21 protein-coding genes are annotated in these 18746 nt (G+C 61.0%); 12 read left to right on the top strand and 9 right to left on the bottom strand.

The features are described 5' to 3' along the window. Nucleotides 1-4 precede the first annotated feature (4 nt). On the bottom strand, nucleotides 5-1486 hold the full coding sequence (locus V8J81_RS02505) for an MORN repeat-containing protein (RefSeq protein ID WP_368474178.1): 1482 nt from the start codon (nucleotides 1484-1486) through the stop codon (nucleotides 5-7). A 160-nt stretch (nucleotides 1487-1646) separates the two neighbouring features. On the opposite strand from V8J81_RS02505, the gene V8J81_RS02500 reads away from it, so the two are divergent. The 4 genes from V8J81_RS02500 to V8J81_RS02485 all read left to right on the top strand — a co-directional run bounded on the left by V8J81_RS02500 (nucleotide 1647) and on the right by V8J81_RS02485 (nucleotide 6663). Then, the gene (locus V8J81_RS02500) at nucleotides 1647-3338 is read left to right on the top strand and encodes an NAD+ synthase (protein WP_368474177.1); all 1692 of its coding nucleotides are present in this window, start codon (nucleotides 1647-1649) and stop codon (nucleotides 3336-3338) included. Between the two features lie 2 nt (nucleotides 3339-3340). Further along, entirely contained in the window at nucleotides 3341-3847 is a 507-nt protein-coding gene (locus V8J81_RS02495) for a hypothetical protein (RefSeq protein WP_368474176.1), read from the top strand. Nucleotides 3848-3952: 105 nt separating this feature from the next. Further along, a complete protein-coding gene (locus V8J81_RS02490; RefSeq protein WP_368474175.1) occupies nucleotides 3953-4672 on the top strand; it encodes a leucine-rich repeat domain-containing protein in 720 nt (239 codons plus the stop codon). A gap of 68 nt (nucleotides 4673-4740) precedes the next feature. Then, nucleotides 4741-6663 (top strand): cation:proton antiporter domain-containing protein, encoded by a 1923-nt coding sequence (locus V8J81_RS02485; protein WP_368474174.1) that lies wholly within the window; start codon nucleotides 4741-4743, stop codon nucleotides 6661-6663. Between the two features lie 21 nt (nucleotides 6664-6684). Here the strand turns inward: V8J81_RS02485 and V8J81_RS02480 are convergent, their stop codons facing one another. Beyond that, a complete protein-coding gene (locus tag V8J81_RS02480) occupies nucleotides 6685-6906 on the bottom strand; it encodes a DUF1150 family protein (protein WP_368474173.1) in 222 nt (73 codons plus the stop codon). Continuing rightward, nucleotides 6906-7328 (bottom strand): Hsp20 family protein, encoded by a 423-nt coding sequence (locus tag V8J81_RS02475; RefSeq protein WP_368474172.1) that lies wholly within the window; start codon nucleotides 7326-7328, stop codon nucleotides 6906-6908. The genes V8J81_RS02480 and V8J81_RS02475 overlap by 1 nt, the downstream gene beginning before the upstream one ends. A 165-nt stretch (nucleotides 7329-7493) precedes the next feature. Between V8J81_RS02475 and V8J81_RS02470 the strand changes: the two genes are divergently transcribed. The 3 genes from V8J81_RS02470 to V8J81_RS02460 are packed head-to-tail and all read left to right on the top strand — an operon-like array spanning nucleotide 7494 to nucleotide 9310. Beyond that, nucleotides 7494-7712, top strand: a complete 219-nt coding sequence (locus V8J81_RS02470; protein WP_368474171.1) for a YdcH family protein — start codon at nucleotides 7494-7496, stop codon at nucleotides 7710-7712. Nucleotides 7713-7770: 58 nt separating this feature from the next. Further along, nucleotides 7771-8253, top strand: coding sequence for a 5-(carboxyamino)imidazole ribonucleotide mutase (purE, locus tag V8J81_RS02465; RefSeq protein WP_368474170.1), 483 nt, complete (start codon nucleotides 7771-7773; stop codon nucleotides 8251-8253). Beyond that, on the top strand, nucleotides 8246-9310 hold the full coding sequence (locus V8J81_RS02460; protein ID WP_368474169.1) for a 5-(carboxyamino)imidazole ribonucleotide synthase: 1065 nt from the start codon (nucleotides 8246-8248) through the stop codon (nucleotides 9308-9310). Before purE ends, V8J81_RS02460 begins: the two co-directional genes overlap by 8 nt. 66 nt (nucleotides 9311-9376) lie before the next feature. On the opposite strand, the gene V8J81_RS02455 is transcribed toward V8J81_RS02460, so the two are convergent. Beyond that, nucleotides 9377-10102, bottom strand: coding sequence for an esterase/lipase family protein (locus V8J81_RS02455; protein WP_368477581.1), 726 nt, complete (start codon nucleotides 10100-10102; stop codon nucleotides 9377-9379). A 76-nt stretch (nucleotides 10103-10178) separates the two neighbouring features. Between V8J81_RS02455 and V8J81_RS02450 the strand changes: the two genes are divergently transcribed. Beyond that, nucleotides 10179-10622, top strand: coding sequence for an NUDIX domain-containing protein (locus V8J81_RS02450; protein WP_368474168.1), 444 nt, complete (start codon nucleotides 10179-10181; stop codon nucleotides 10620-10622). Here V8J81_RS02450 and V8J81_RS02445 read toward each other — a convergent pair. The 5 genes from V8J81_RS02445 to V8J81_RS02425 all read right to left on the bottom strand — a co-directional run bounded on the left by V8J81_RS02445 (nucleotide 10592) and on the right by V8J81_RS02425 (nucleotide 15459). Continuing rightward, nucleotides 10592-11461 carry a DMT family transporter gene (locus V8J81_RS02445; RefSeq protein WP_368474167.1) on the bottom strand — a complete coding sequence of 290 codons (870 nt, stop codon included), beginning with the start codon at nucleotides 11459-11461 and terminating at the stop codon, nucleotides 10592-10594. The genes V8J81_RS02450 and V8J81_RS02445 overlap by 31 nt on opposite strands. Before the next feature lies 1 nt (nucleotide 11462). Next, nucleotides 11463-12605 (bottom strand): alpha-D-ribose 1-methylphosphonate 5-triphosphate diphosphatase, encoded by a 1143-nt coding sequence (locus tag V8J81_RS02440; protein WP_368474166.1) that lies wholly within the window; start codon nucleotides 12603-12605, stop codon nucleotides 11463-11465. A gap of 79 nt (nucleotides 12606-12684) precedes the next feature. Then, nucleotides 12685-13287: an MBT domain-containing protein gene (locus V8J81_RS02435; RefSeq protein ID WP_368474165.1), complete on the bottom strand. Its 603-nt coding sequence runs from the start codon at nucleotides 13285-13287 to the stop codon at nucleotides 12685-12687. A 189-nt stretch (nucleotides 13288-13476) separates the two neighbouring features. Beyond that, entirely contained in the window at nucleotides 13477-15123 is a 1647-nt protein-coding gene (groL, locus tag V8J81_RS02430; RefSeq protein ID WP_368477580.1) for a chaperonin GroEL, read from the bottom strand. Nucleotides 15124-15171: 48 nt separating this feature from the next. Beyond that, nucleotides 15172-15459, bottom strand: coding sequence for a co-chaperone GroES (locus V8J81_RS02425; protein ID WP_368474164.1), 288 nt, complete (start codon nucleotides 15457-15459; stop codon nucleotides 15172-15174). A 264-nt stretch (nucleotides 15460-15723) separates the two neighbouring features. Here V8J81_RS02425 and V8J81_RS02420 point away from each other — a divergent pair, with 264 nt between their 5' ends. The 4 genes from V8J81_RS02420 to V8J81_RS02405 all read left to right on the top strand — a co-directional run bounded on the left by V8J81_RS02420 (nucleotide 15724) and on the right by V8J81_RS02405 (nucleotide 18726). Then, a complete protein-coding gene (locus V8J81_RS02420) occupies nucleotides 15724-16647 on the top strand; it encodes a manganese-dependent inorganic pyrophosphatase (protein ID WP_368474163.1) in 924 nt (307 codons plus the stop codon). 89 nt (nucleotides 16648-16736) lie between these two features. Then, nucleotides 16737-17246 carry a hypothetical protein gene (locus tag V8J81_RS02415; protein ID WP_368474162.1) on the top strand — a complete coding sequence of 170 codons (510 nt, stop codon included), beginning with the start codon at nucleotides 16737-16739 and terminating at the stop codon, nucleotides 17244-17246. Between the two features lie 52 nt (nucleotides 17247-17298). Beyond that, nucleotides 17299-18171 (top strand): TIGR01459 family HAD-type hydrolase, encoded by an 873-nt coding sequence (locus V8J81_RS02410; protein WP_368474161.1) that lies wholly within the window; start codon nucleotides 17299-17301, stop codon nucleotides 18169-18171. Nucleotides 18172-18282: 111 nt separating this feature from the next. After that, on the top strand, nucleotides 18283-18726 hold the full coding sequence (locus V8J81_RS02405) for a MaoC family dehydratase (protein ID WP_368474160.1): 444 nt from the start codon (nucleotides 18283-18285) through the stop codon (nucleotides 18724-18726). Nucleotides 18727-18746 lie beyond the last annotated feature (20 nt).

Raw genomic sequence — 18746 nt, 5'->3', positions numbered from 1 at the left:
GAGATCATTCTGTTTCGGCGTCGGCCTCGTCCGCGCCTGCTTCACCCGGGCCGACTTCGCCGGTATCAGGCTCAGCAGCGACCGCGGGGGCATCCGCGTTGGTTGGCAGGCCGTTTTCCCACTGCGTCTCCAACACTTCGCCTGTGGCGTAGGTCATCGTGCCCGCCCCTTGGCGGCGTCCGTTGACGAAAGTGCCTGTATAGACATCGCCGTTGGAATAAGTGGCGGTGCCACGGCCATTGATCTCTCCATCATCCCAGGCGCCGGTATAAGTGAAACCATCGGGCATGGTCAGCGTGCCTTGGCCTTCGCGCTGCCCGGCCTCAAACGTGCCTTCATAGACGGTGCCGTCGGCATAAGTGGCGACTCCCTGTCCGTGGCGCAGCCCTTCTTCCCATTGGCCTTGATAGCGATAGCCGTCGGGGTGGCTCATCGTGCCTTGGCCGTGCTGGCGGGCGTTGAGGAAATTGCCCTCGTAGACGAGGCCGTTGGCATAGCGCGCAGTGCCTGAGCCTTGAATGACGCCGTCGACCCAGCCGCCGGTATAGCTGGAGCCGTTGGGATAGGTGATGGTGCCGGTGCCATGGGCAAGGTCGTTGCGGAACGTGCCCTCGTAGACCGAGCCGTCGGGATAGGTGACACGCCCATCGCCTTGGATGGAGCCCTCAACCCATGCGCCTACGTATATGTAGCCATCCGCGCCGGTGAACGTGCCCTGCCCATGGCGGCGATCATTCGCGAATGCGCCTTCATAGACGTCGCCATTCTCGTAGGTCACACGCCCCTGCCCCTGCCGCTGGCCGTTGACCAGCGCGCCGACATAGACGTCGCCGTTGGGCTGCGTCAGCGTGCCGGAGCCGTTGATCTGACCCTCAGCCCATTGGCCTTCATAGACAACGCCATCGGCCATTTCGAGGCGGCCTGTACCGGAACGCACGCCAGCTGCGAACTGGCCAGTATAGGTCGCGCCGTCGGGATAGGTGATGGAGCCCGTGCCTTGTTTCAGCCCATCTGCCCATTGGCCCTCATACCGGTAGCCGTTCGGGCCGGTCATCACCCCATTGCCGTGGTGCAACGCATTCCGGAATTGGCCGGTATAGGTGACGCCATTGGAATAGGTGGCTGTTCCGGTGCCTTCGATGCGGCCCTCGTTCCATTCACCTTCATAGGTGGAGCCATCTGCGAAGGTGATCGTACCTTCGCCTTGCGGGCGTCCGGCAACGAAATTGCCAACGTAGACGGATTGGTCGGGGAAGGTCGCCGTGCCCGCCCCGCGGATCTCTCCATCGACCCAATTGCCGGTATAGGTGTAGCCGTTCGGTAGGCGGTAGGTGCCGGTGCCGTGCTGGACGCCGTTGCGGAATTCACCTTCGTAGATGCCGCCATTGTCATATTGCTGGATGTCGGTCGTAGTTTCGCCCGTGTCCTGCGCATGTGCTGCGCTGGTCAGTGCCACGAGTGCTGCCGCCGCGATTGCCTGTTTCATTCCCGCACCCTCCCTTGATCGGAGATGTTCATTTTCGCCCGCAAAGCTAGGGGAGCGTCGGCTTTCTGGCAACGGCTTTAACCATTCGGGTCGGCAGGTTGGCGCTTGGCCTCGGGCGCAGAGTTGATATGTCAGGGGCAACAAGGCTCTGGAGGGCGTGATGGCCGATACGTTCCGTTTGTGCATGGCACAGTTGAATGCCACTGTGGGCGACCTTGCGGGCAATGCTGAAAAAGCGTCTGCGGCGTGGGAGAAGGCCAAGGCCGAAGGCGCGGATTTCGTGGCGTTTCCGGAGATGTTTGCGACGGGTTACCAGCTTCTGGATTTGGTGATGAAGCCCGCCTTCGCGCAGGACGTGGAGAAGGTCATTGGCGATCTGGCGGCGCGCTGTGCGGATGGTCCGGCCTTTGGCATTGGCGGGCCGTGGTGGGGCGACGGCGATGCGCGGGGTGGGCCGATGTGGGGGGCAGGTTCGCCCTACAACGCCTACTACGTGTGCGAAGACGGCGCGGTGAAGGCGAAAGTGTTGAAGCACGAATTGCCGAATTATGCCGTGTTCGACGAGGTGCGGTATTACCATCCGGGTGATCTCCAAGGGCCGCTTTCGATTGGCGGCATTCGGATCGGGATACCCGTCTGTGAAGATGCCTGGTTCGAGGATGTTTGCGAGACATTGCAGGAGTCGGGGGCTGAGATTTTGATCTCTCCCAATGGCTCTCCCTATCATCGCGGGAAGATGGCGGTGCGTCATCAGGTGATCGTCTCCCGCGTGGTCGAGACGGGTCTACCGATGGCTTATGTGAACATGGTTGGTGGGCAGGATGATCAGGTGTTTGACGGCGGGTCATTTGTGCTGAACCCCGGCGGGGCGTTGGCGGTGCAATGCCCGCAGTTCGAGACGGGGCTGCATTTCGTGGACTTCGAGCGTGGCGCTGAAGGTTGGCGCGCGGTCGAGGGGGAAAAGGTGGCCCTGCCAGATGAGTACGAGGCCGACTACCGGGTGATGGTAATGGCCCTGGGCGATTACCTGCGGAAGACGGGCTTCAAGAAAGTGGTGCTGGGTCTGTCGGGCGGGATCGACAGCGCGATCGTGGCGACAATCGCGGCGGATGCGATCGGGCCGGAGAATGTGCACTGCGTGATGCTGCCCTCACGCTACACGTCCGAGACCTCGCTTGAGGATGCGCGCGATGTGGCGGGGCGGCTCGGGTGTCGGTTGGATACGATCCCCATCACGCCTGCACGCGAGGCGGTGACGGAGAGCCTTGCGCCTTTGTTTGAGGGACTGGAGCCGGACGTGACGGAGGAGAATATCCAGTCGCGCCTGCGCGGGGTCATGCTGATGGCCTTGTCGAACAAGTTTGGCTCCATGCTGCTGACCACGGGCAACAAATCCGAGGTCGCGGTGGGTTATGCCACGATCTACGGCGACATGGCGGGGGGGTATAACCCGATCAAAGACCTCTACAAAACGCGGGTGTTCGAGACGTGCCGCTGGCGCAACAAGACGCATCGCGACTGGATGAAGGGGCCCGAGGGCGAGGTGATTCCGCCGCGGGTGATCGACAAGCCGCCCACGGCGGAACTGCGGGAGGATCAGAAAGACGAGGATTCTCTGCCGCCCTACTCTGATCTGGACGTGATGCTGGAGATGCTGATTGATCAGGAACGATCGGTCGCAGAGGTCGTGGCCGCAGGCTATGACGCGGAGTGGGTGCGCAAGGTGGAGCGGCTCATTTACCTCAGCGAATACAAGCGGTTCCAGAGTGCTCCGGGGGCGCGGCTGACGGAACGCGCGTTCTGGCTCGACCGGCGCTATCCAGTGGTCAACCGGTGGCGGGATGGAGGATAGGATTGGGGCATTTCGCCAACCTTTTGCGACCTCGCAGGCGCTATTTGGCCGAGGCCGCTTTTTGTTTCGGTGCCGCCATTGCCGGAGCATTCGTTTGGGTGAATGGGCCGCCACTGAATCTCACTCTATATGACGATCCCGTCAACGTTCTCTACGCGGCGCTGCCAATTGGTCTGTTTTTCGGGGCCCGACAAGCATTGCTAGCGTTTGGGTCACCGGGCGTCGTGATAAGGCCCCAAGGGCTCCAAATTGGGCGCAGGATTATGCTACCTTGGACCGCTGTCCGGGCGGTCCGCGTCAAAGACCAACAGTCCAAACGCGACGATCATGTCGGTGTGATCGAGATTGAGTTGGACCGCGAGACCGCAAAAGCTGCAGGCGTCAAATCCACGGTGCATCCGATCGACGTCCGGCAGCATGAAACGAGTGTCGCGTGGGTGCTTACCGCGTTGCATGAAAACGTGGCGGATGCAGGTGTTGAAATTCCTGGCTCTGAAAAACTGATATGAAAAGGAAAGTCGGTGTGGTGCCTGTCGCCACAAGGGGCAGGTTTTCCTGTCCTGATCTGTGCGGGCTTATGTGCTAATCAGCCGCCAACCAGATCGGAGAGCCCCATGACCCTTGCCGCCCTTGTCCGCCCCGCTCTTTTGGCGTCCGCAGCCGTGACCGCTTTGGCCGCGTGTCAAACCACACCGACCGTGTCGCATTACGAATACGGGCAAGGGCTGGTTGAGACCTGCGCGGCGGAGGCGTGCGGGACTCTCGGCCTCGATTACGCGCCATTGGCCGACTACACGCAGCTCAATGCGCTGAGCCATGTTACCGCCCTGATGGTCTCGCACACCGACCTTGCCAATCTGTCCGACATCGCCGCGATGGCGCAGTTGCGGGAGCTGCATATGGGCGACACGCAGGTGCGTGATCTGTCGGGGCTGTCACAACTCGGCAACCTGCGCCTGATCCACATGCAGGGCATCGCGCCAACATCGTGGGAGCCGCTGACGCAGGTATCTGGCCTGCGCGAGCTGGCCGTTGGCTTTTATGGGATGAGCGATGTGTCGTTCGTCGCCAACTTGCCACGGCTGGAGCAGCTTTACCTTGCCAATGTCGGCGCCGAGATGGACCTGAGCGGGCTCGGCCGCCACCGGGGCCTGCGCGCGCTGCATCTAGACAATGACACCGTAGCCGACCTGTCGCCGCTGTTGGATCTGCCCAACCTGCGCCGGTTTTCGATGCTGACCTTCGACCCGGAGCGCCATGGAGATGTCATCGCACAATTGCGCGCGCGCGGTGTGACCGTAGATCTTGAAGAACCGGCGGTGATCGTCTGCTAATCGCACCACCTTGACCTTCTGGGGTCTCCCGCGTCTGTATGCAATTAACAGACCGGAGTGCCCTTCCCATGACTGACTTCCTCCTCCTCGCCACGATTTTCCTTGTCGCGGGCGTTGTTGCCGTGCCGATTGCCAGCCGCCTCGGCCTTGGCTCCGTACTTGGCTATCTCATTGCGGGCATTACGATTTCGCCGCTTCTGGCGGTGCTGGGGGTCGATGTGATCTCGATCCAGCATTTCGCGGAATTCGGTGTCGTGATGATGCTGTTTCTTGTGGGGCTGGAGCTACAACCAAAGTCGCTATGGGAAATGCGCGGGCAGCTATTTGGGCTTGGCGGCGGGCAGGTTGTGCTGACGACTCTGGCGGTGATGGGTGTGGCGATGGTGTTCGGCCAGCCATGGCAGGTGAGCCTTGCGATCGGCATGGTGCTGGCTTTGTCATCCACCGCGATTGTGTTGCAAACGTTGAACGAAAAGGGGCTGATGCGGTCAGACGGGGGGCAAGGCAGCTTCTCAGTTCTGCTGATGCAAGACATCGCGGTAATCCCGATGTTGGCCTTTCTTCCGCTGCTGGCGATGCCGGAGTTGATGGATCTGGGCACAGATGCCGCAGGCCATGGAGCCGAGGCCGGGCATAGCGATGCAGGGCATGGGGACGCCCATGGCGATGAGCATCACGGGGATGATCATGGGCCGAGCATGAGCTTAGTTGACGGGCTGAACGGCTGGCAGACGGCCTTGGTGAACCTCGCGGCGATTGCTGCGGTGTTAGGAATTGGCTCGGTCCTGACCGGCCCGATCTTCCGCTTCATCTCTGCCGCAAACCTGCGCGAGCTGTTCACTGCCGCTGCGCTTATGCTGGTGATCGGGATTGCCCTGCTGATGAGCCTTGTGGGCCTGTCCCCGGCGCTTGGCACCTTCCTTGCGGGCGTGGTCTTGGCGAATTCGCCCTACCGGCACGAACTGGAGTCGGACATCGACCCGTTCCGGGGGCTGCTGCTGGGCCTGTTTTTCATGACCGTCGGCGCCTCGATCAACTTTAGCCTACTGGCAGAGAATATCGGGATGGTTCTGGGCATGACGTTGGGGCTGATCGTGCTGAAGGCCGTGATCCTGATGGTCTTGGCATTCGTGTTCAGGATCCGAGGTTCGGACAAATACCTGATGGCGCTGGGGTTGGCGCAGGCGGGCGAATTTGGCTTTGTGTTGCTGTCGTTCACCGTGGCGGGTGGGATCATGCCGCAAGCCGTGTCGGACATCTTGTTGTTGGTGGTGGCCCTGTCGATGCTGCTGACACCCGGGTTGTTTATCCTCTACGATCGCGTGATCGCGCCGCGCTTTGTGGCGAGTGAGGAACGTGAAGCGGATGAGATGCCCGGCGACGGCAAGATCATCATCGCAGGCGCGGGTCGTGTCGGTGGACTAATTGACCGCATTTTGCGGGCCGCAGGGCACAAGACGACCGTGATCGACTATAATTCGCGCCGTCTGCAAATCATGGAACGGTTCGGGATCAAGACTTATTTTGGCGATGCACGCCGTCCGGATCTGCTGAACGCAGCGGGAATTGCGGAAGCGCATATTCTGATTGTCGCGATTGATGACCGCGAGGGGATCGACCAGATCGTGGAATACGCGACAACCACCTACCCGAACCTGCATGTGATCGGTCGCGCCGTTGATCGCGACCATGTTTATGACCTCTGGTACCGAGGCTGCCGGGATATTATCCGCGAGACTTACGACAGCTCACTTCGCATGGGGCGGTCGGCCTTTGAGGCCATGGGCGAAAGCCGGGAGACGGCGGAGCAGATGATCGCGGCCTTCAACGATCATGACCGTGAAGCGATGCTTGCAATTGCGGAGGTCCATGAGCCGGGCGTGCCCCCTCATGAGAACGAGGCTTATGTCGCGAAGGTCAATGAGATGCGCGGAGGTTGGGAGGAAGCCTTGGCCGAGCGGATCGCGAATATCCGCTCAGCGGGCGGGTAAGGTGGCCCTGCCCTACGTGGCCTAATGCACGCTGACAGGGCTCATGTCGTTTTGTCGGGCCACGATGAACGCGAGATCACGGTCCTTGACCAGTGCAATCTGCTCTCCATTCTCGCCGCCAATGGCGTAGAGCGTGTCGAGGCCTTGCGCGCGCTCCTGCACCTCGTCCGGCAGGTCAGAAACCGAGACCTCGCGGATATATACGATGGGCCGCTCGCCTGATTTGATCTGGTCTTCGGTCATCACGATGCACCTCCGGTTTCGATCTTGATTGTCTGAACCACGCTGTCGGGTACGGCCCGGGTCAGATCCACGTGCAGCAGCCCGTGTTCCATCGCTGCGCCCGCCACATCGACCCCGTCGGCCAGCACGAAACTGCGCTGGAATTGGCGCGTGGCGATCCCGCGATGCAGGAAAAGCTGCTCCTCATCCACCGGCGCTTGCTTGCCCCTGATGACCAACTGGCGATCTTCAACAGTGATCGAAAGATCATCTTCGGCAAAGCCCGCAACAGCCAGCGTGATGCGATACGCATTCTCGCCGCGTTGCTCGATATTGTATGGGGGGTAGCCTTCATTGCCCGACTTCGCGGTGCGTTCGACCAGTCGTTCCAACTGATCAAACCCCAGCAGGTAGGGGTGAGAGGCAAGGGTCAGTTTCGTCATGTCGCGCACATCCTTGATCAAGCGATCTGCAAATTCAGCCCGTCCCGCATTCGGCAACGGCCATGACTGAAATATGGGAGCCTGACCATCGCAAAACAAGGGTATCAAGGCTTGGAGCGCACGTGGAATGCCCCTATCTTTGCTGTGGGGAACGAGGGACCAGCTATGGTTGCACCATCTGAGATGAGCCACGAAGACGTGTTGCGCGTGAAGCTTGAGGCTTTGCGTCGCGAGCACCGCGATCTTGATGAGGCCATCGATGCCCTTGGTGAGCGTGTGACAGTTGATCAATTGACTCTGAAGCGCCTCAAATCCCAAAAGTTGCGCCTTAAAGACCGGATTGCCCGGATCGAGGATGAACTGACGCCGGATATTATTGCCTAATTGCGCCGCCGCCCCTTTGCGCTATACCCCAAAGTTCACGATGTCAGAGGGATAGGCCATGGTTCAGGTCGCCATCATCATGGGCTCACAATCGGATTGGCCCACCATGCGCGAAGCGGCTGAGATGCTGGACGTGCTAGGCGTGCCTTACGAGAAAAAGATCGTCTCAGCCCACCGCACCCCGGACCGGCTGTGGGACTTTGGCAAGAATGCCGCCGATCGCGGCCTGAAAGCGATCATCGCGGGCGCGGGCGGGGCGGCGCATCTGCCTGGCATGGTGGCCTCCAAAACCCGTGTGCCGGTGATCGGCGTGCCTGTGCAGACCAAGGCGCTTTCGGGCGTCGACAGCCTTTACTCCATCCTTCAGATGCCGCGCGGTTTTCCGGTGGCGACCATGGCTATCGGGGCTGCCGGCGCCGCAAACGCTGGCCTGATGGCGGCTGCAATCCTCGCCAACGAAGACCCGGCTCTGGCTGACCGGCTGGACCAATGGCGCGCCGACCTGAGCGCGTCGATCCCGGAGGAGCCGCAAGATGACTGAACCCCTCGCCTCCGGCAGCGTGGTCGGTATTCTGGGCGGTGGGCAGCTTGGCCGGATGCTGGCCATGGCGGCCGCCCGCCTTGGCTACAAGACCCACATTTTTGAACCCGGCGCCGCACCCGCCGCCGACGTGGCCCATGCCTGGACGAAAGCGGGCTATGATGACCTCGATGCTTTGCGCACCTTTGCCGAGGCCTGCGACGTCATCACGTTCGAGTTCGAGAACATCCCCGCCGACGCACTTGACGTTTTGTCGGAGACCACGCCGCTTTTCCCCGACCGCCGTGCGCTGGAGGTCAGCCAGGACCGGCTGATCGAAAAAAGTTTCCTGAGGGATCTGGGCTTGGAAACCGCCCCTTTCGCGCCTGTGACCTCTGACATCCACGCCGATCTCAAAATGACGGGCGTGCCCGCAATCCTGAAGACCCGCCGCTTTGGGTATGATGGCAAGGGGCAGGCCCGCGTGATGGCCGCGGAAGAGGCCGAAACCGCCGTCACGAGCCTTGAAGGAGCGCCCGCCATTGCCGAAGGTTTTGTGGATTTCTCGAAAGAAATCAGCGTTATCGCAGCACGTGGGCAAGATGGGGCCATCGCGGCCTATGATCCGGGCGAAAACGTGCATGAGAATGGTATTCTGTCGACGACCACCCTGCCTGCCCAAATCGCGCCCCCCCTTCGAACCGATGCAGTCCTCATCGCCTCACAGATCCTGAATGCGCTCGACTATGTGGGCGTGCTGGGAGTGGAGCTATTCGTGACCCCTGCGGGCCTTGTCGTGAACGAAATCGCGCCACGCGTGCACAATTCGGGCCATTGGACGCAAGCGGGCTGCGCGGTGGACCAGTTTGAACAGCATATCCGCGCAGTGACCGGCTGGCCCCTCGGTGACGGAAGCCGCCATGCAAATGTAGTGATGGAGAACCTGATCGGCGATGATGTTGCGCGTGCGGCTACGCTGGCGGCGGAGCCCGGCGTGCAGGTTCACCTCTACGGCAAGGCGGAAACACGCCCCGGTCGCAAGATGGGCCATATCAACAGGGTGACGGGCGCCGCCTGATCTGCCCGTTCATCTTGCCAGAAAACTCCGGGGGAGGCGCACAAAGCGCGTCGGGGGCAGAGCCCGCTATTCGATCAGATCCCCAATCGCCTCGATCACCCCCAGATCGTGGTCGAAACTGCCGGTCTCCAAGAACGCCTCAACCTGCGCCAAGACTAGCGGGCTATTCATCATAAAGGTGTGTGTGACCGGCAAAACGATGTGATCGGCCATGCCATCCACTTCGGTGTTGTCCACGGCCACCTTCCCATCATCCGGGCCAGGGATCAGCGCCGAATAGATCGGGTTCAGGCTGCGATTGCCTGCAATCACGCCAAGCTCGAAATTCACGTCGCCCAGCCGGTTCACCAGATCCCCTTCGCCCGTGCCAAGTTGTTGCCCCGCCGGACCGTTCAACCATTCGAACGGCTCGAGTGGTCCCAACACATCGACCAATTCCGATCCGCCGTTGGGCGGGGCCAGCATGACGACGCGCCCTAGATGGTCCAACTCGTGCTCACCCAACCAATACCGCACAAGGATGCCGCCCATGGAGTGCGTCACGAAATGCACCGGTTGCAGACCGCATTGGGCAAGCGCAGGGGGTATAGTTTGCTCCGCCAATTCCGCAATCGCCGCGCGGGTAGAGGGATAGCCGGCGTTCACAACGGTAAACCCTTCGGCCTCGAGGCTTTCTTCCAGTAAAAACAGCGACGTCTCACTGCGCCCCAACCCGTGCAGCAAGACCACGCACTCGGCCAAAGCCGGCATCGGGGCAAGTGCGAGGAACGTAGCGAGGACGGCTTTGCGCATATCTCCAACATAAGCGATCTTCGCGAAATTCCGAGGGGCCTTGCCCTTACCGCGCCGTAACGTAACTGTGGCGCTCATGTCTCGCCCCATTCGCCTTGCTGTCCGCGGCCTATTGCTGATCGAAAACCGCCTCATGCTTGTGAACGCATGGCCGGGGGGCACATCCGATTTGCTTTGCGCACCCGGAGGCGGGGCTGAACCCCATGCCTCGCTCGAGGACAATCTAAAGCGAGAATTTCATGAGGAGACAGGGCTGGAGATTTCGGTCGGTGCGCCGTGTCTAATAAACGAATTCCACGATCCGGGCCGCGACTTTCATCAGGTGGACGTCTATTTCCGAGTGTCTCTATTAGCCGGGGAGCCGTTGCAGCCTTGGACAGACCCTGAGGGTGTCGTGACCAAACGGCATCTGGTGACGCGGGAAGAATTGGCGGGCCTGCGTTACAAGCCCGACAGTCTGCCGGAGATCGCGTGGGGCGATACGGTCTTCTACGACCGTTTGGAGCCGATCCTGCGCTGAAACGCGCCAAGGCCGTAGGCAACGCCGCCCAGAGTGACCGCCGCCGCCCCAACCATGCGCCACGTCAAGCCCTCACCCAGAATCACGAAGCCCGCCGCCATGGCGATGATAGGGACTGCCAGTTGCAAGAGCGCTGAGACCGTGCCGCCGAGTTTCGGCAGAACACTGTACCACAAAGCGTAGCCGAGGCCCGAGGTGATCGCGCCCGCGACGATGGCGAGCAGGATGCCATTGGTCGTGGTCTCCACCCCGTCAATTTGTGCAGGGCGCAGAAGGGTGAGGAGGATCAGCGGTGGCACTGACCATATGAAATTCGCTCCGGTCTCGGCCATCGGGTCTGTGGCTGTGCGCCCGGCAAGGCTGTAGATGCCCCAGCCGACTGCTGCCGCCAGCATGGCGATCACGGCGATGCCCGGTACCGCAGCCTCCCCAGACGGCCAGCTGAGCCAAGCCAGCCCACCCAGCGCCATGGCCGCCCCGACCCAGCGGCGGACCGGAGGGCGCTCTCCGCCCGCCAATGCGCCCGCGAACATCGTGACTTGCACACCACCGAACAGCAGCAGCGCGCCGAGGCCCGCGTCGATCTGGATATAGGCGATGGAAAAGCCGATCAGGTAGAGCGTCAGACTGCCCGCGCCCACCCACCGCGCGCGGTGGAAGACCGGCAGGCCCCGGCGTTGGACCAGAACCAATGCCGCCAGCATCACCGCGCCTGCAATCGCGCGGATGACGGCGAAGGCTATGGCGTCGATCTCGCCATTGCCTACGGCCATGCGATTGAGGATCGAGTTCGAGGCGAAAGCAATCAGAACCACACAAGTAAGCAACACAAGCCGCATGTCAGCCCCCGATCAGCCTGGCGGCGAATGCGCCGCTGAGGTGGGCGGCACGCCCGGCGCAGAACACGCCCTCAATGCGGTGCGTCTTGGCCTCCATCACGATCAGATCGGCGCGTTTGCCCGCTTCAATCGTTCCGCGATCCGTCCAGCCCATAACTTGCGCCGGACCGCCGGAGATCAGCGCCCAAGCGTCGTGCAGTGCCATTCCCTTGCCCCAAAGCGCCAGTGCAGCGCGGTGGGGGGCTGGGTAGTGGTAGTCTGAGACGAGCGCATCGACGAGGCCGTCTGCGATCAGTTCGGTTGCGGCGATTTTGCCGTCATGCGAGCCGCCCCGCACGACGTTGGGCGCGCCCATGATAACTGCGTCACCAGCGGCCTTTGCGGCAACTGCCGCCGCGCGGGTTTCGGGAAATTCGGCAATGGTTGCCCCCATGGCCCGAAACTCTGCGCGGCCCTCAGGCGTCGCATCGTCGTGGCTTCCGATCTTGATGCCGCGTTCAGCCATCCATGCTGTGAGATCTGGAAGAGCCTGAAGCGCCGCCGGGGTTTGTTCGTGTAACCGGGTCAGAAGCGCCATATGGTCTTCGGGCGACCGGCCCGACTTGAGGGCCTGCCCGACCAAACGGGGCGGACGCTTTCCCGCCGCAAGGGCTGTGTGGTTGAGGTGGTCGTTAAGGACAACATAGCCAATCTTTTCACGTTCGATCAGGGCTTTGACGCGGTCGAATTCTTCCAGAAGCGACAGTTCGAACCGCAACTGAATGCGTAGATCAAGGGCTGCGCTGTAGGCTCCGACGGCGGCGATCAGAGCCTCTGCGAAATCAGGGCCACGCATCCCCCCTTCCCATGAAAAGAATTGTGCGAGGACGGCAGTCGTGATCCCGTTAGCGGCCAATTCCGCCTCCACCGCACGCAGGCCCAGTTGCGGGTTGGTTTGCGCGCCACGGCGCGGGGCCATGTGATGTTCGAACCCGTCGCCGTGCAGGTCGATGATGCCGGGCAGGATCATGTAGCCACTGGCATCCACTTCGCGCGATCCGGCATCGACGATCACGCCATCTGCTATGGCAACCGGGCCTTCGCCCAATCCGTCAGGGCGAAGGACCTGTGCACCGGTCAGGCGAAGGGAAAGGGCTCGTGTCATGCCCGAGGTCTGGCAGGGGGGCGTGCAAAAGAAAAGGGGCGCATAACTGCGCCCCGTTAAACTGCTCGTGTAGTGAGGGCTATTCCGCCCCGCGCAACCGGTCGGTGGAAACCCATTCGTTCCACGTCGCGTCCCAGCCATCGTAAGTGACAAGGCAGTGGCCTTGGGCGTCCGGACCTTCCAGCACAGAGCCGTCCCACCAGGTGTCGTTCCATTCGATCTCGAGAGTCTGGCCGACTGGGCAGGACGCACCCGCGGGGGCGGTGGCGGCCTGGATGCGGTCGGGACCGACCCATTCGTTCCAGCTGTCATCCCAGCCTTCATAGGTGACATAGCATTCGCCCGTTGCATTCGGCCCTTCAAGGATCGTGCCATCCCACAGGCTGCCATTCCATTCGATCTGGCGTGAGGCCCCGGCGGGACATGCGGCAGGCGTAGATGGCGCGACATCGAGGTTCGTGATCCGACTGACGGCGACCCATTCGTTCCAGCTTTCGTCCCAGCCGTCATAGCTGACAAGGCAATGGCCCTGCGCGTCCGGGCCATCGAGGACCTGGCCCGCGAATTGGCTGCCGTTCCATTCAATTTCCACGGCTTTGCCGGTTGGACAGGCGAACGCGGGGAATGCGGTGACGCCCAGAACCGCGATCGCGAGGAAAAGGCTTTTCGATGAAATAGGCATGAGAGCTCCCGTAAAATCCAATGACACCTCACTTTAGCAGAGAGGATAGGAGCAAGTGCGCAAAACCGGTGTTGACGGGGAAGCGGTTTGTTTTTGAACAGCAAAAGGCCCGCCGAGGCGGGCCTTTCGTATTTTCTGAGGCGTTCCCTTCTCAGGGTGCGACCGAATTCGCGAACGCGAATTCGTTTCTTACATCATGCCGCCCATGCCGCCCATGTCGGGCATGCCGCCGCCAGCAGCGCCTGCGCCTTCTTTGGCTGGCTTGTCGGCAACCATGGCTTCCGTCGTGATCAGGAGGCCCGCAACAGATGCTGCGTCTTCCAGAGCGGTGCGGACCACCTTGGCCGGGTCGATGACGCCGAACTTGAACAGGTCGCCATATTCCTCGGTCTGAGCGTTGAAGCCGAAGCTGCTGTCGTCCGATTCACGGATTTTTCCAGCCACAACCGAGCCGTCGACGCCGGAGTTTTCGGCGATCTGGCGCAGCGGTGCTTCCAGCGCGCGGCGCACAATGGCGACGCCAGCGTTCTGGTCAGCGTTCTCACCCGAAACGCCTTCAAGCGCCTTGGCACCCTGAACCAGAGCAACACCACCGCCCACTACGATGCCTTCCTGAACGGCAGCACGCGTTGCGTTCAGGGCGTCGTCGACGCGGTCCTTACGCTCTTTCACTTCGACTTCGGTCATGCCGCCCACGCGGATGACAGCCACACCACCGGCGAGCTTGGCCACACGTTCCTGCAGCTTCTCACGGTCGTAGTCGGAGGTCGTGTCTTCGATCTGGCCACGGATCTGGGCGACGCGCGCTTCGATCTCGGCTTTGTTGCCGTTGCCGTCGATGACAGTGGTCTCGTCCTTGGTGATGGTGATGCGCTTGGCGGTGCCGAGCATGTCCATCGTGACGTTTTCCAGCTTCATGCCGAGGTCTTCGGAAATCACCTGACCGCCGGTCAGAATGCCGATGTCCTGCAGCATCGCCTTGCGACGATCACCGAAGCCCGGTGCCTTGACGGCTGCGATCTTCAGGCCACCGCGCAGCTTGTTGACCACGAGGGTCGCCAGCGCTTCGCCTTCGACGTCTTCTGCGATGATCAAAAGCGGCTTGCCCGACTGGATGACAGTTTCCAGCAGCGGAACCATCGGTTGCAGAGACGAGAGCTTTTTCTCGTGCAGCAGGATCATGCAGTCTTCGAGCTCTGCAATCATCTTGTCGGGGTTGGTCACGAAGTAGGGCGACAGGTAGCCACGGTCGAACTGCATGCCTTCGACAACTTCGGTCTCGGTCTCAAGACCTTTGTTCTCTTCCACGGTGATGACGCCGTCATTGCCGACTTTCTGCATCGCGTCCGCGATCTGACGACCGATTTCAGCTTCGCCGTTGGCGGAGATGGTGCCGACCTGGGCGACTTCATCGCTGTCTGCAACTTCGCGGGCGGCGCCTTTGATGTTTTCGATCACCTTGGACACGGCGAGGTCGATACCGCGCTTGAGGTCCATCGGGTTCATGCCGGCGGCAACCGATTTCATGCCTTCGCGGACGATGGCCTGAGCCAGAACGGTCGCGGTGGTGGTGCCGTCACCGGCTTCATCGTTGGTGCGGGAAGCGACTTCCTTCACCATCTGCGCGCCCATGTTTTCGAACTTATCTTCAAGCTCGATCTCTTTAGCGACAGAGACACCGTCCTTCGTGATGCGCGGGGCGCCGAAGGATTTCTCGATCACAACGTTGCGGCCTTTGGGGCCGAGGGTGACTTTGACGGCATCGGCCAGGGTGTTCACACCCTTGAGCATGCGATTGCGCGCGTCGGTATCAAAACGGACGTCTTTTGCCATGATGCTGGCTCCTTAATCTGGATTTGTCTTCGTGTCGTGGGGATCGAACGCTCAGGCCATAACGCCGAGGATGTCCGATTCCTTCATGATCAGAAGCTCTTCACCTTCGACGGTGACTTCGGTTCCGGACCACTTGCCGAACAGGATACGGTCGCCTGCTTTAACGGCCATTGCGATCAGTTCGCCGCTGTCCTTGCGGGCGCCTTCGCCGGTTGCGACGACTTCGCCCTCAGACGGCTTTTCTTTTGCGCTATCGGGGATGATCAGACCGCCAGCGGTCTTTTCGTCCGATTCAACACGGCGGACCAGAACGCGGTCATGAAGCGGTTTGAATGCCATTTTCGGCCTCTCCTCTTTTCCGAAATCGGAATGTCTCTCTGTTGTGTGTTGTCACTCGCCTATGGAGAGTGACAACGACGGAGAGATAGGGAGATGAAAAAAGTGAGTCAAGGCCCGGCACCACAGCATCCACCAATAGTTTCGCTGCATTTTTCCAGCCGCGCGCATTGCGTCTTCCGCGACGCCGTGCGCGCCCCGTGACATCCGCAAGGCTCGCCGCTAGAAGGGCGCAAAATTCCGCCCCTGACGCGAAGGTTTCCGATCATGACCACCTTGGTTTTTGGCCACAAATCCCCCGACACCGATTCCACAGGATCGCCCATCATCTGGGCCTGGTACCTCAACCAAATCAAAAACACCGCTGCCGAAGCTGTTCTACTGGGCGAGCCCAACACCGAGGCCGCCTTCGTGCTGGAGCGTTGGAAGCTGGACAAGCCGCGCATCATCGACAGCGTTGCCGCCGATACGCCTGTGGTGATCGTGGACACCAATAACCCCGGCGAATTGCCCGAAGACATCAACGCAGCCGACATTCAAGGCATCATCGACCATCACAAGCTGGTTGGCGGGCTGGAAACCAAAGGCCCAATCGACATCCGCATTGAACCGCTGGCCTGCACGGCCACGATCATGTGGAAGATGATCGGCAAGCACATGGCGCAGGCCCCCGAAAACATCAAAGGTGCGATGCTGAGCTGCATCTTGTCCGACACGCTCGAATTCCGCTCACCCACCACGACGCAGGAAGATCGTGCGATTGCGGAGGATCTGGCCAAGGATCTGGGCATCGACATCCCTGACTACGCGGCCGAGATGTTCGCAGCAAAGTCCGATGTGTCTGCATTCTCGGACGCGGAACTTCTGCGGATGGACAGCAAGACCTACGAGGTCGGCGGTAAGACCTTCCGCGTGAGCGTCTTAGAAACGACGTCGCCCGGCACCGTTCTGGACCGCAAAGCATCGCTGATGCAGACCATGCCGAAGGTAGCCGAAGAAGACGGTGCCGATCAGGTTTTGCTGTTCGTGGTCGACATTCTCAAAGAAGAAGCCACGATGCTGGTGCCCAATGACCTGACGAAGGGCGTGGCGGAGAAAAGCTTTGCAACCGTCGTCGGCGACGCAGATCAGGTTGTCCTGCCTGGAATCGTCAGCCGCAAGAAACAGATCATCCCGAACCTCGCCGTGTGATGGTGAAGGCGGGGAAACCCGCCTTGCCAAAAAGCAGCTTCGGGGCGCAGGCTATTGCCAGCACCCCGGAGGTTCCTATGCGCATTCCCTTGATCGGCGCCCTGATCGCCACCCTCACCCTGCCCGCCGCCGCCGATACCTATTGGCCGAGCGAAAGTGATATCGTCACGCCCACGGCACGCGGTCTGTCGGTGGCAAGCGAGGATGGAACCGCGCGCGCGGAGATTCCGTTCGGCACGGGCTTTCAGGATACGATGCACGGGCTGATCGGCATTTTCGGGTGGGAAGTCGATGTCACGTTCCCACAGGAATGCGGTGCCGGACCGATGGTTTCGGCAGATTGGCCGCGCGACATCACCCTGATGTTCGAGAATGATCGTTTCGCCGGCTGGTTTCTGGGAACCGGCGACCTGCTTTCGACCGACTCCGGCCTTTGGCACGGCGCGCCCACAAGCAATCTGACCACGCCGGGCGGCGTCAGCTTTTTCGAAAGTGGTCTGGGCACGGAGTTTGACAGCGCAGGTCTTTATGGGCTATTGACCGAGGACGGCGCGCGCGTTGAAGCGATCTGGACGGGCGTCAACTGCATCTTCCGCTAGAAGCCGCCCGACCTATGCCCTAAGTCTCCGCCCATCATAGCGGAGCACGGACATGACACGTATCATTGAAAATCTCGCCGAAATCTCAGGCATGTATGATGCGGTCTTCTGCGACCTTTGGGGCTGCGTCCACAATGGTGTCGAACCCTTCGCCGAAGCGGTGGAAGCCTTGCGGGCGTTCAAAACCCAAGGCGGCACGGTCCTTTTGCTGACAAACGCCCCCCGCCCCCGCGCTTCCGTTGCCACTCAGCTTGACCGGATCGGCGTGCCACGCGATTGCTGGGATGTTATTGCGACGTCCGGTGACAGCGCGCGGGCTGCGATGCTGACCGGTGCGGTGGGCGAAAAGGTCTGGCATATCGGTGAACCGCACGACGCGCCCTTCTTCGAAAAGATGGAGCTGATCGAGGATGCCGTCGACATCGAGCGTGTCGAATTGGATCAGGCCGAAGGGATTGTCTGCACTGGTCCGTTCGATCCCCATGCCGATCCGTCCGTCATGCGCCCGCAGTTCTTGCTCGCCAAGACGAAGAGGTTGAAATTGCTCTGTGCGAACCCGGATATCGTGGTTGATAGGGGCGAAAGCCGCGAATGGTGTGCAGGGGCTTTGGCTCAGCTTTACACCGAGATGGGCGGCGAGAGCCTTTACTTCGGCAAGCCCCATCCCCCGATCTACGACCTTGCGCGCCGTCGCCTGACACAGATGGGCAAAGGCACGTCCGATGATCGCATCCTCGCGATTGGTGATGGGATCGTCACCGATATCCCCGGCGGAATTGGCGAAAACATAGACACGCTTTTTATCACGGGTGGTCTAGCGCGCGAAGAAACCGGCACGGACGTGCAGCCTGACCCATCGAAACTGGCACGTTTTCTGACCGATGCGCAGCTGGAGCCAACCTATTCCATCGGTTACCTGCGATAATTCAACACGCAACAAAGTTGCGACAGGCGCGACAAAATTCACACTTTGTTACTTTCTGCATTGCAGAATACCCCTGAATCGCCCTATGTAGCGGTCGAGGAGGGCCTGCACATGCTCGACAATATCAACACCGGCACCATCGTCGTCGAAGACCTTGAAGTGGGGATGACCCGCTCGCTGACGAAGATCGTGACCGATCAGGATATCGAGATGTTTGCAGAGGTCTCGACCGACCGGAACCCTGTGCACCTGGATGACAGCTACGCCCGGGACACGATTTTCGAGGGGCGGATTGCCCATGGGATGCTGACGGCAGGTCTGATCTCTGCCGTGATTGGGGAGCAGCTTCCGGGTCATGGCACCGTCTACCTTGGCCAGACGCTGAAATTCATGGCCCCCGTCCGGCCCGGCGACGCCGTGGAAGCGATTGTGACGGTCCTGTCCATCGACTATGCCCGCCGCCGCGTGCAGTTGCAGACCGAAGCGCGGGTTGGCGAAACCGTGGTGCTGAAGGGTGAAGCGACCGTCCTCGCCCCGTCCGGCAAATTCGACTAAGCCGCGCCTTGCACTTTCGC

Source organism: Gymnodinialimonas sp. 202GB13-11, from assembly GCF_040932485.1.
Classification (GTDB): Bacteria; Pseudomonadota; Alphaproteobacteria; order Rhodobacterales; family Rhodobacteraceae; genus Gymnodinialimonas; species Gymnodinialimonas hymeniacidonis.
Note: the sequence above shows the minus strand (reverse complement) of the source record. Positions and strands in the feature narration are given on the sequence as shown.

Excerpts from the sequence above, each read along its gene's own strand:
- V8J81_RS02460 (WP_368474169.1), top strand. The coding sequence starts at position 8,246 with ATGACTGAACCCCTCGCCTCCGGCAGCGTGGTCGGTATTCTGGGCGGT.
- V8J81_RS02440 (WP_368474166.1), bottom strand. The coding sequence starts at position 12,605 with ATGACACGAGCCCTTTCCCTTCGCCTGACCGGTGCACAGGTCCTTCGC.
- V8J81_RS02490 (WP_368474175.1), top strand. The coding sequence starts at position 3,953 with ATGACCCTTGCCGCCCTTGTCCGCCCCGCTCTTTTGGCGTCCGCAGCC.
- V8J81_RS02505 (WP_368474178.1), bottom strand. The coding sequence starts at position 1,486 with ATGAAACAGGCAATCGCGGCGGCAGCACTCGTGGCACTGACCAGCGCA.
- V8J81_RS02450 (WP_368474168.1), top strand. The coding sequence starts at position 10,179 with ATGTCTCGCCCCATTCGCCTTGCTGTCCGCGGCCTATTGCTGATCGAA.
- V8J81_RS02420 (WP_368474163.1), top strand. The coding sequence starts at position 15,724 with ATGACCACCTTGGTTTTTGGCCACAAATCCCCCGACACCGATTCCACA.
- V8J81_RS02410 (WP_368474161.1), top strand. The coding sequence starts at position 17,299 with ATGACACGTATCATTGAAAATCTCGCCGAAATCTCAGGCATGTATGAT.
- V8J81_RS02455 (WP_368477581.1), bottom strand. The coding sequence starts at position 10,102 with ATGCGCAAAGCCGTCCTCGCTACGTTCCTCGCACTTGCCCCGATGCCG.
- V8J81_RS02500 (WP_368474177.1), top strand. The coding sequence starts at position 1,647 with ATGGCCGATACGTTCCGTTTGTGCATGGCACAGTTGAATGCCACTGTG.
- V8J81_RS02425 (WP_368474164.1), bottom strand. The coding sequence starts at position 15,459 with ATGGCATTCAAACCGCTTCATGACCGCGTTCTGGTCCGCCGTGTTGAA.
- V8J81_RS02480 (WP_368474173.1), bottom strand. The coding sequence starts at position 6,906 with ATGACCGAAGACCAGATCAAATCAGGCGAGCGGCCCATCGTATATATC.
- V8J81_RS02470 (WP_368474171.1), top strand. The coding sequence starts at position 7,494 with ATGGTTGCACCATCTGAGATGAGCCACGAAGACGTGTTGCGCGTGAAG.
- V8J81_RS02435 (WP_368474165.1), bottom strand. The coding sequence starts at position 13,287 with ATGCCTATTTCATCGAAAAGCCTTTTCCTCGCGATCGCGGTTCTGGGC.
- V8J81_RS02405 (WP_368474160.1), top strand. The coding sequence starts at position 18,283 with ATGCTCGACAATATCAACACCGGCACCATCGTCGTCGAAGACCTTGAA.
- purE (WP_368474170.1), top strand. The coding sequence starts at position 7,771 with ATGGTTCAGGTCGCCATCATCATGGGCTCACAATCGGATTGGCCCACC.
- V8J81_RS02485 (WP_368474174.1), top strand. The coding sequence starts at position 4,741 with ATGACTGACTTCCTCCTCCTCGCCACGATTTTCCTTGTCGCGGGCGTT.
- V8J81_RS02445 (WP_368474167.1), bottom strand. The coding sequence starts at position 11,461 with ATGCGGCTTGTGTTGCTTACTTGTGTGGTTCTGATTGCTTTCGCCTCG.
- V8J81_RS02475 (WP_368474172.1), bottom strand. The coding sequence starts at position 7,328 with ATGACGAAACTGACCCTTGCCTCTCACCCCTACCTGCTGGGGTTTGAT.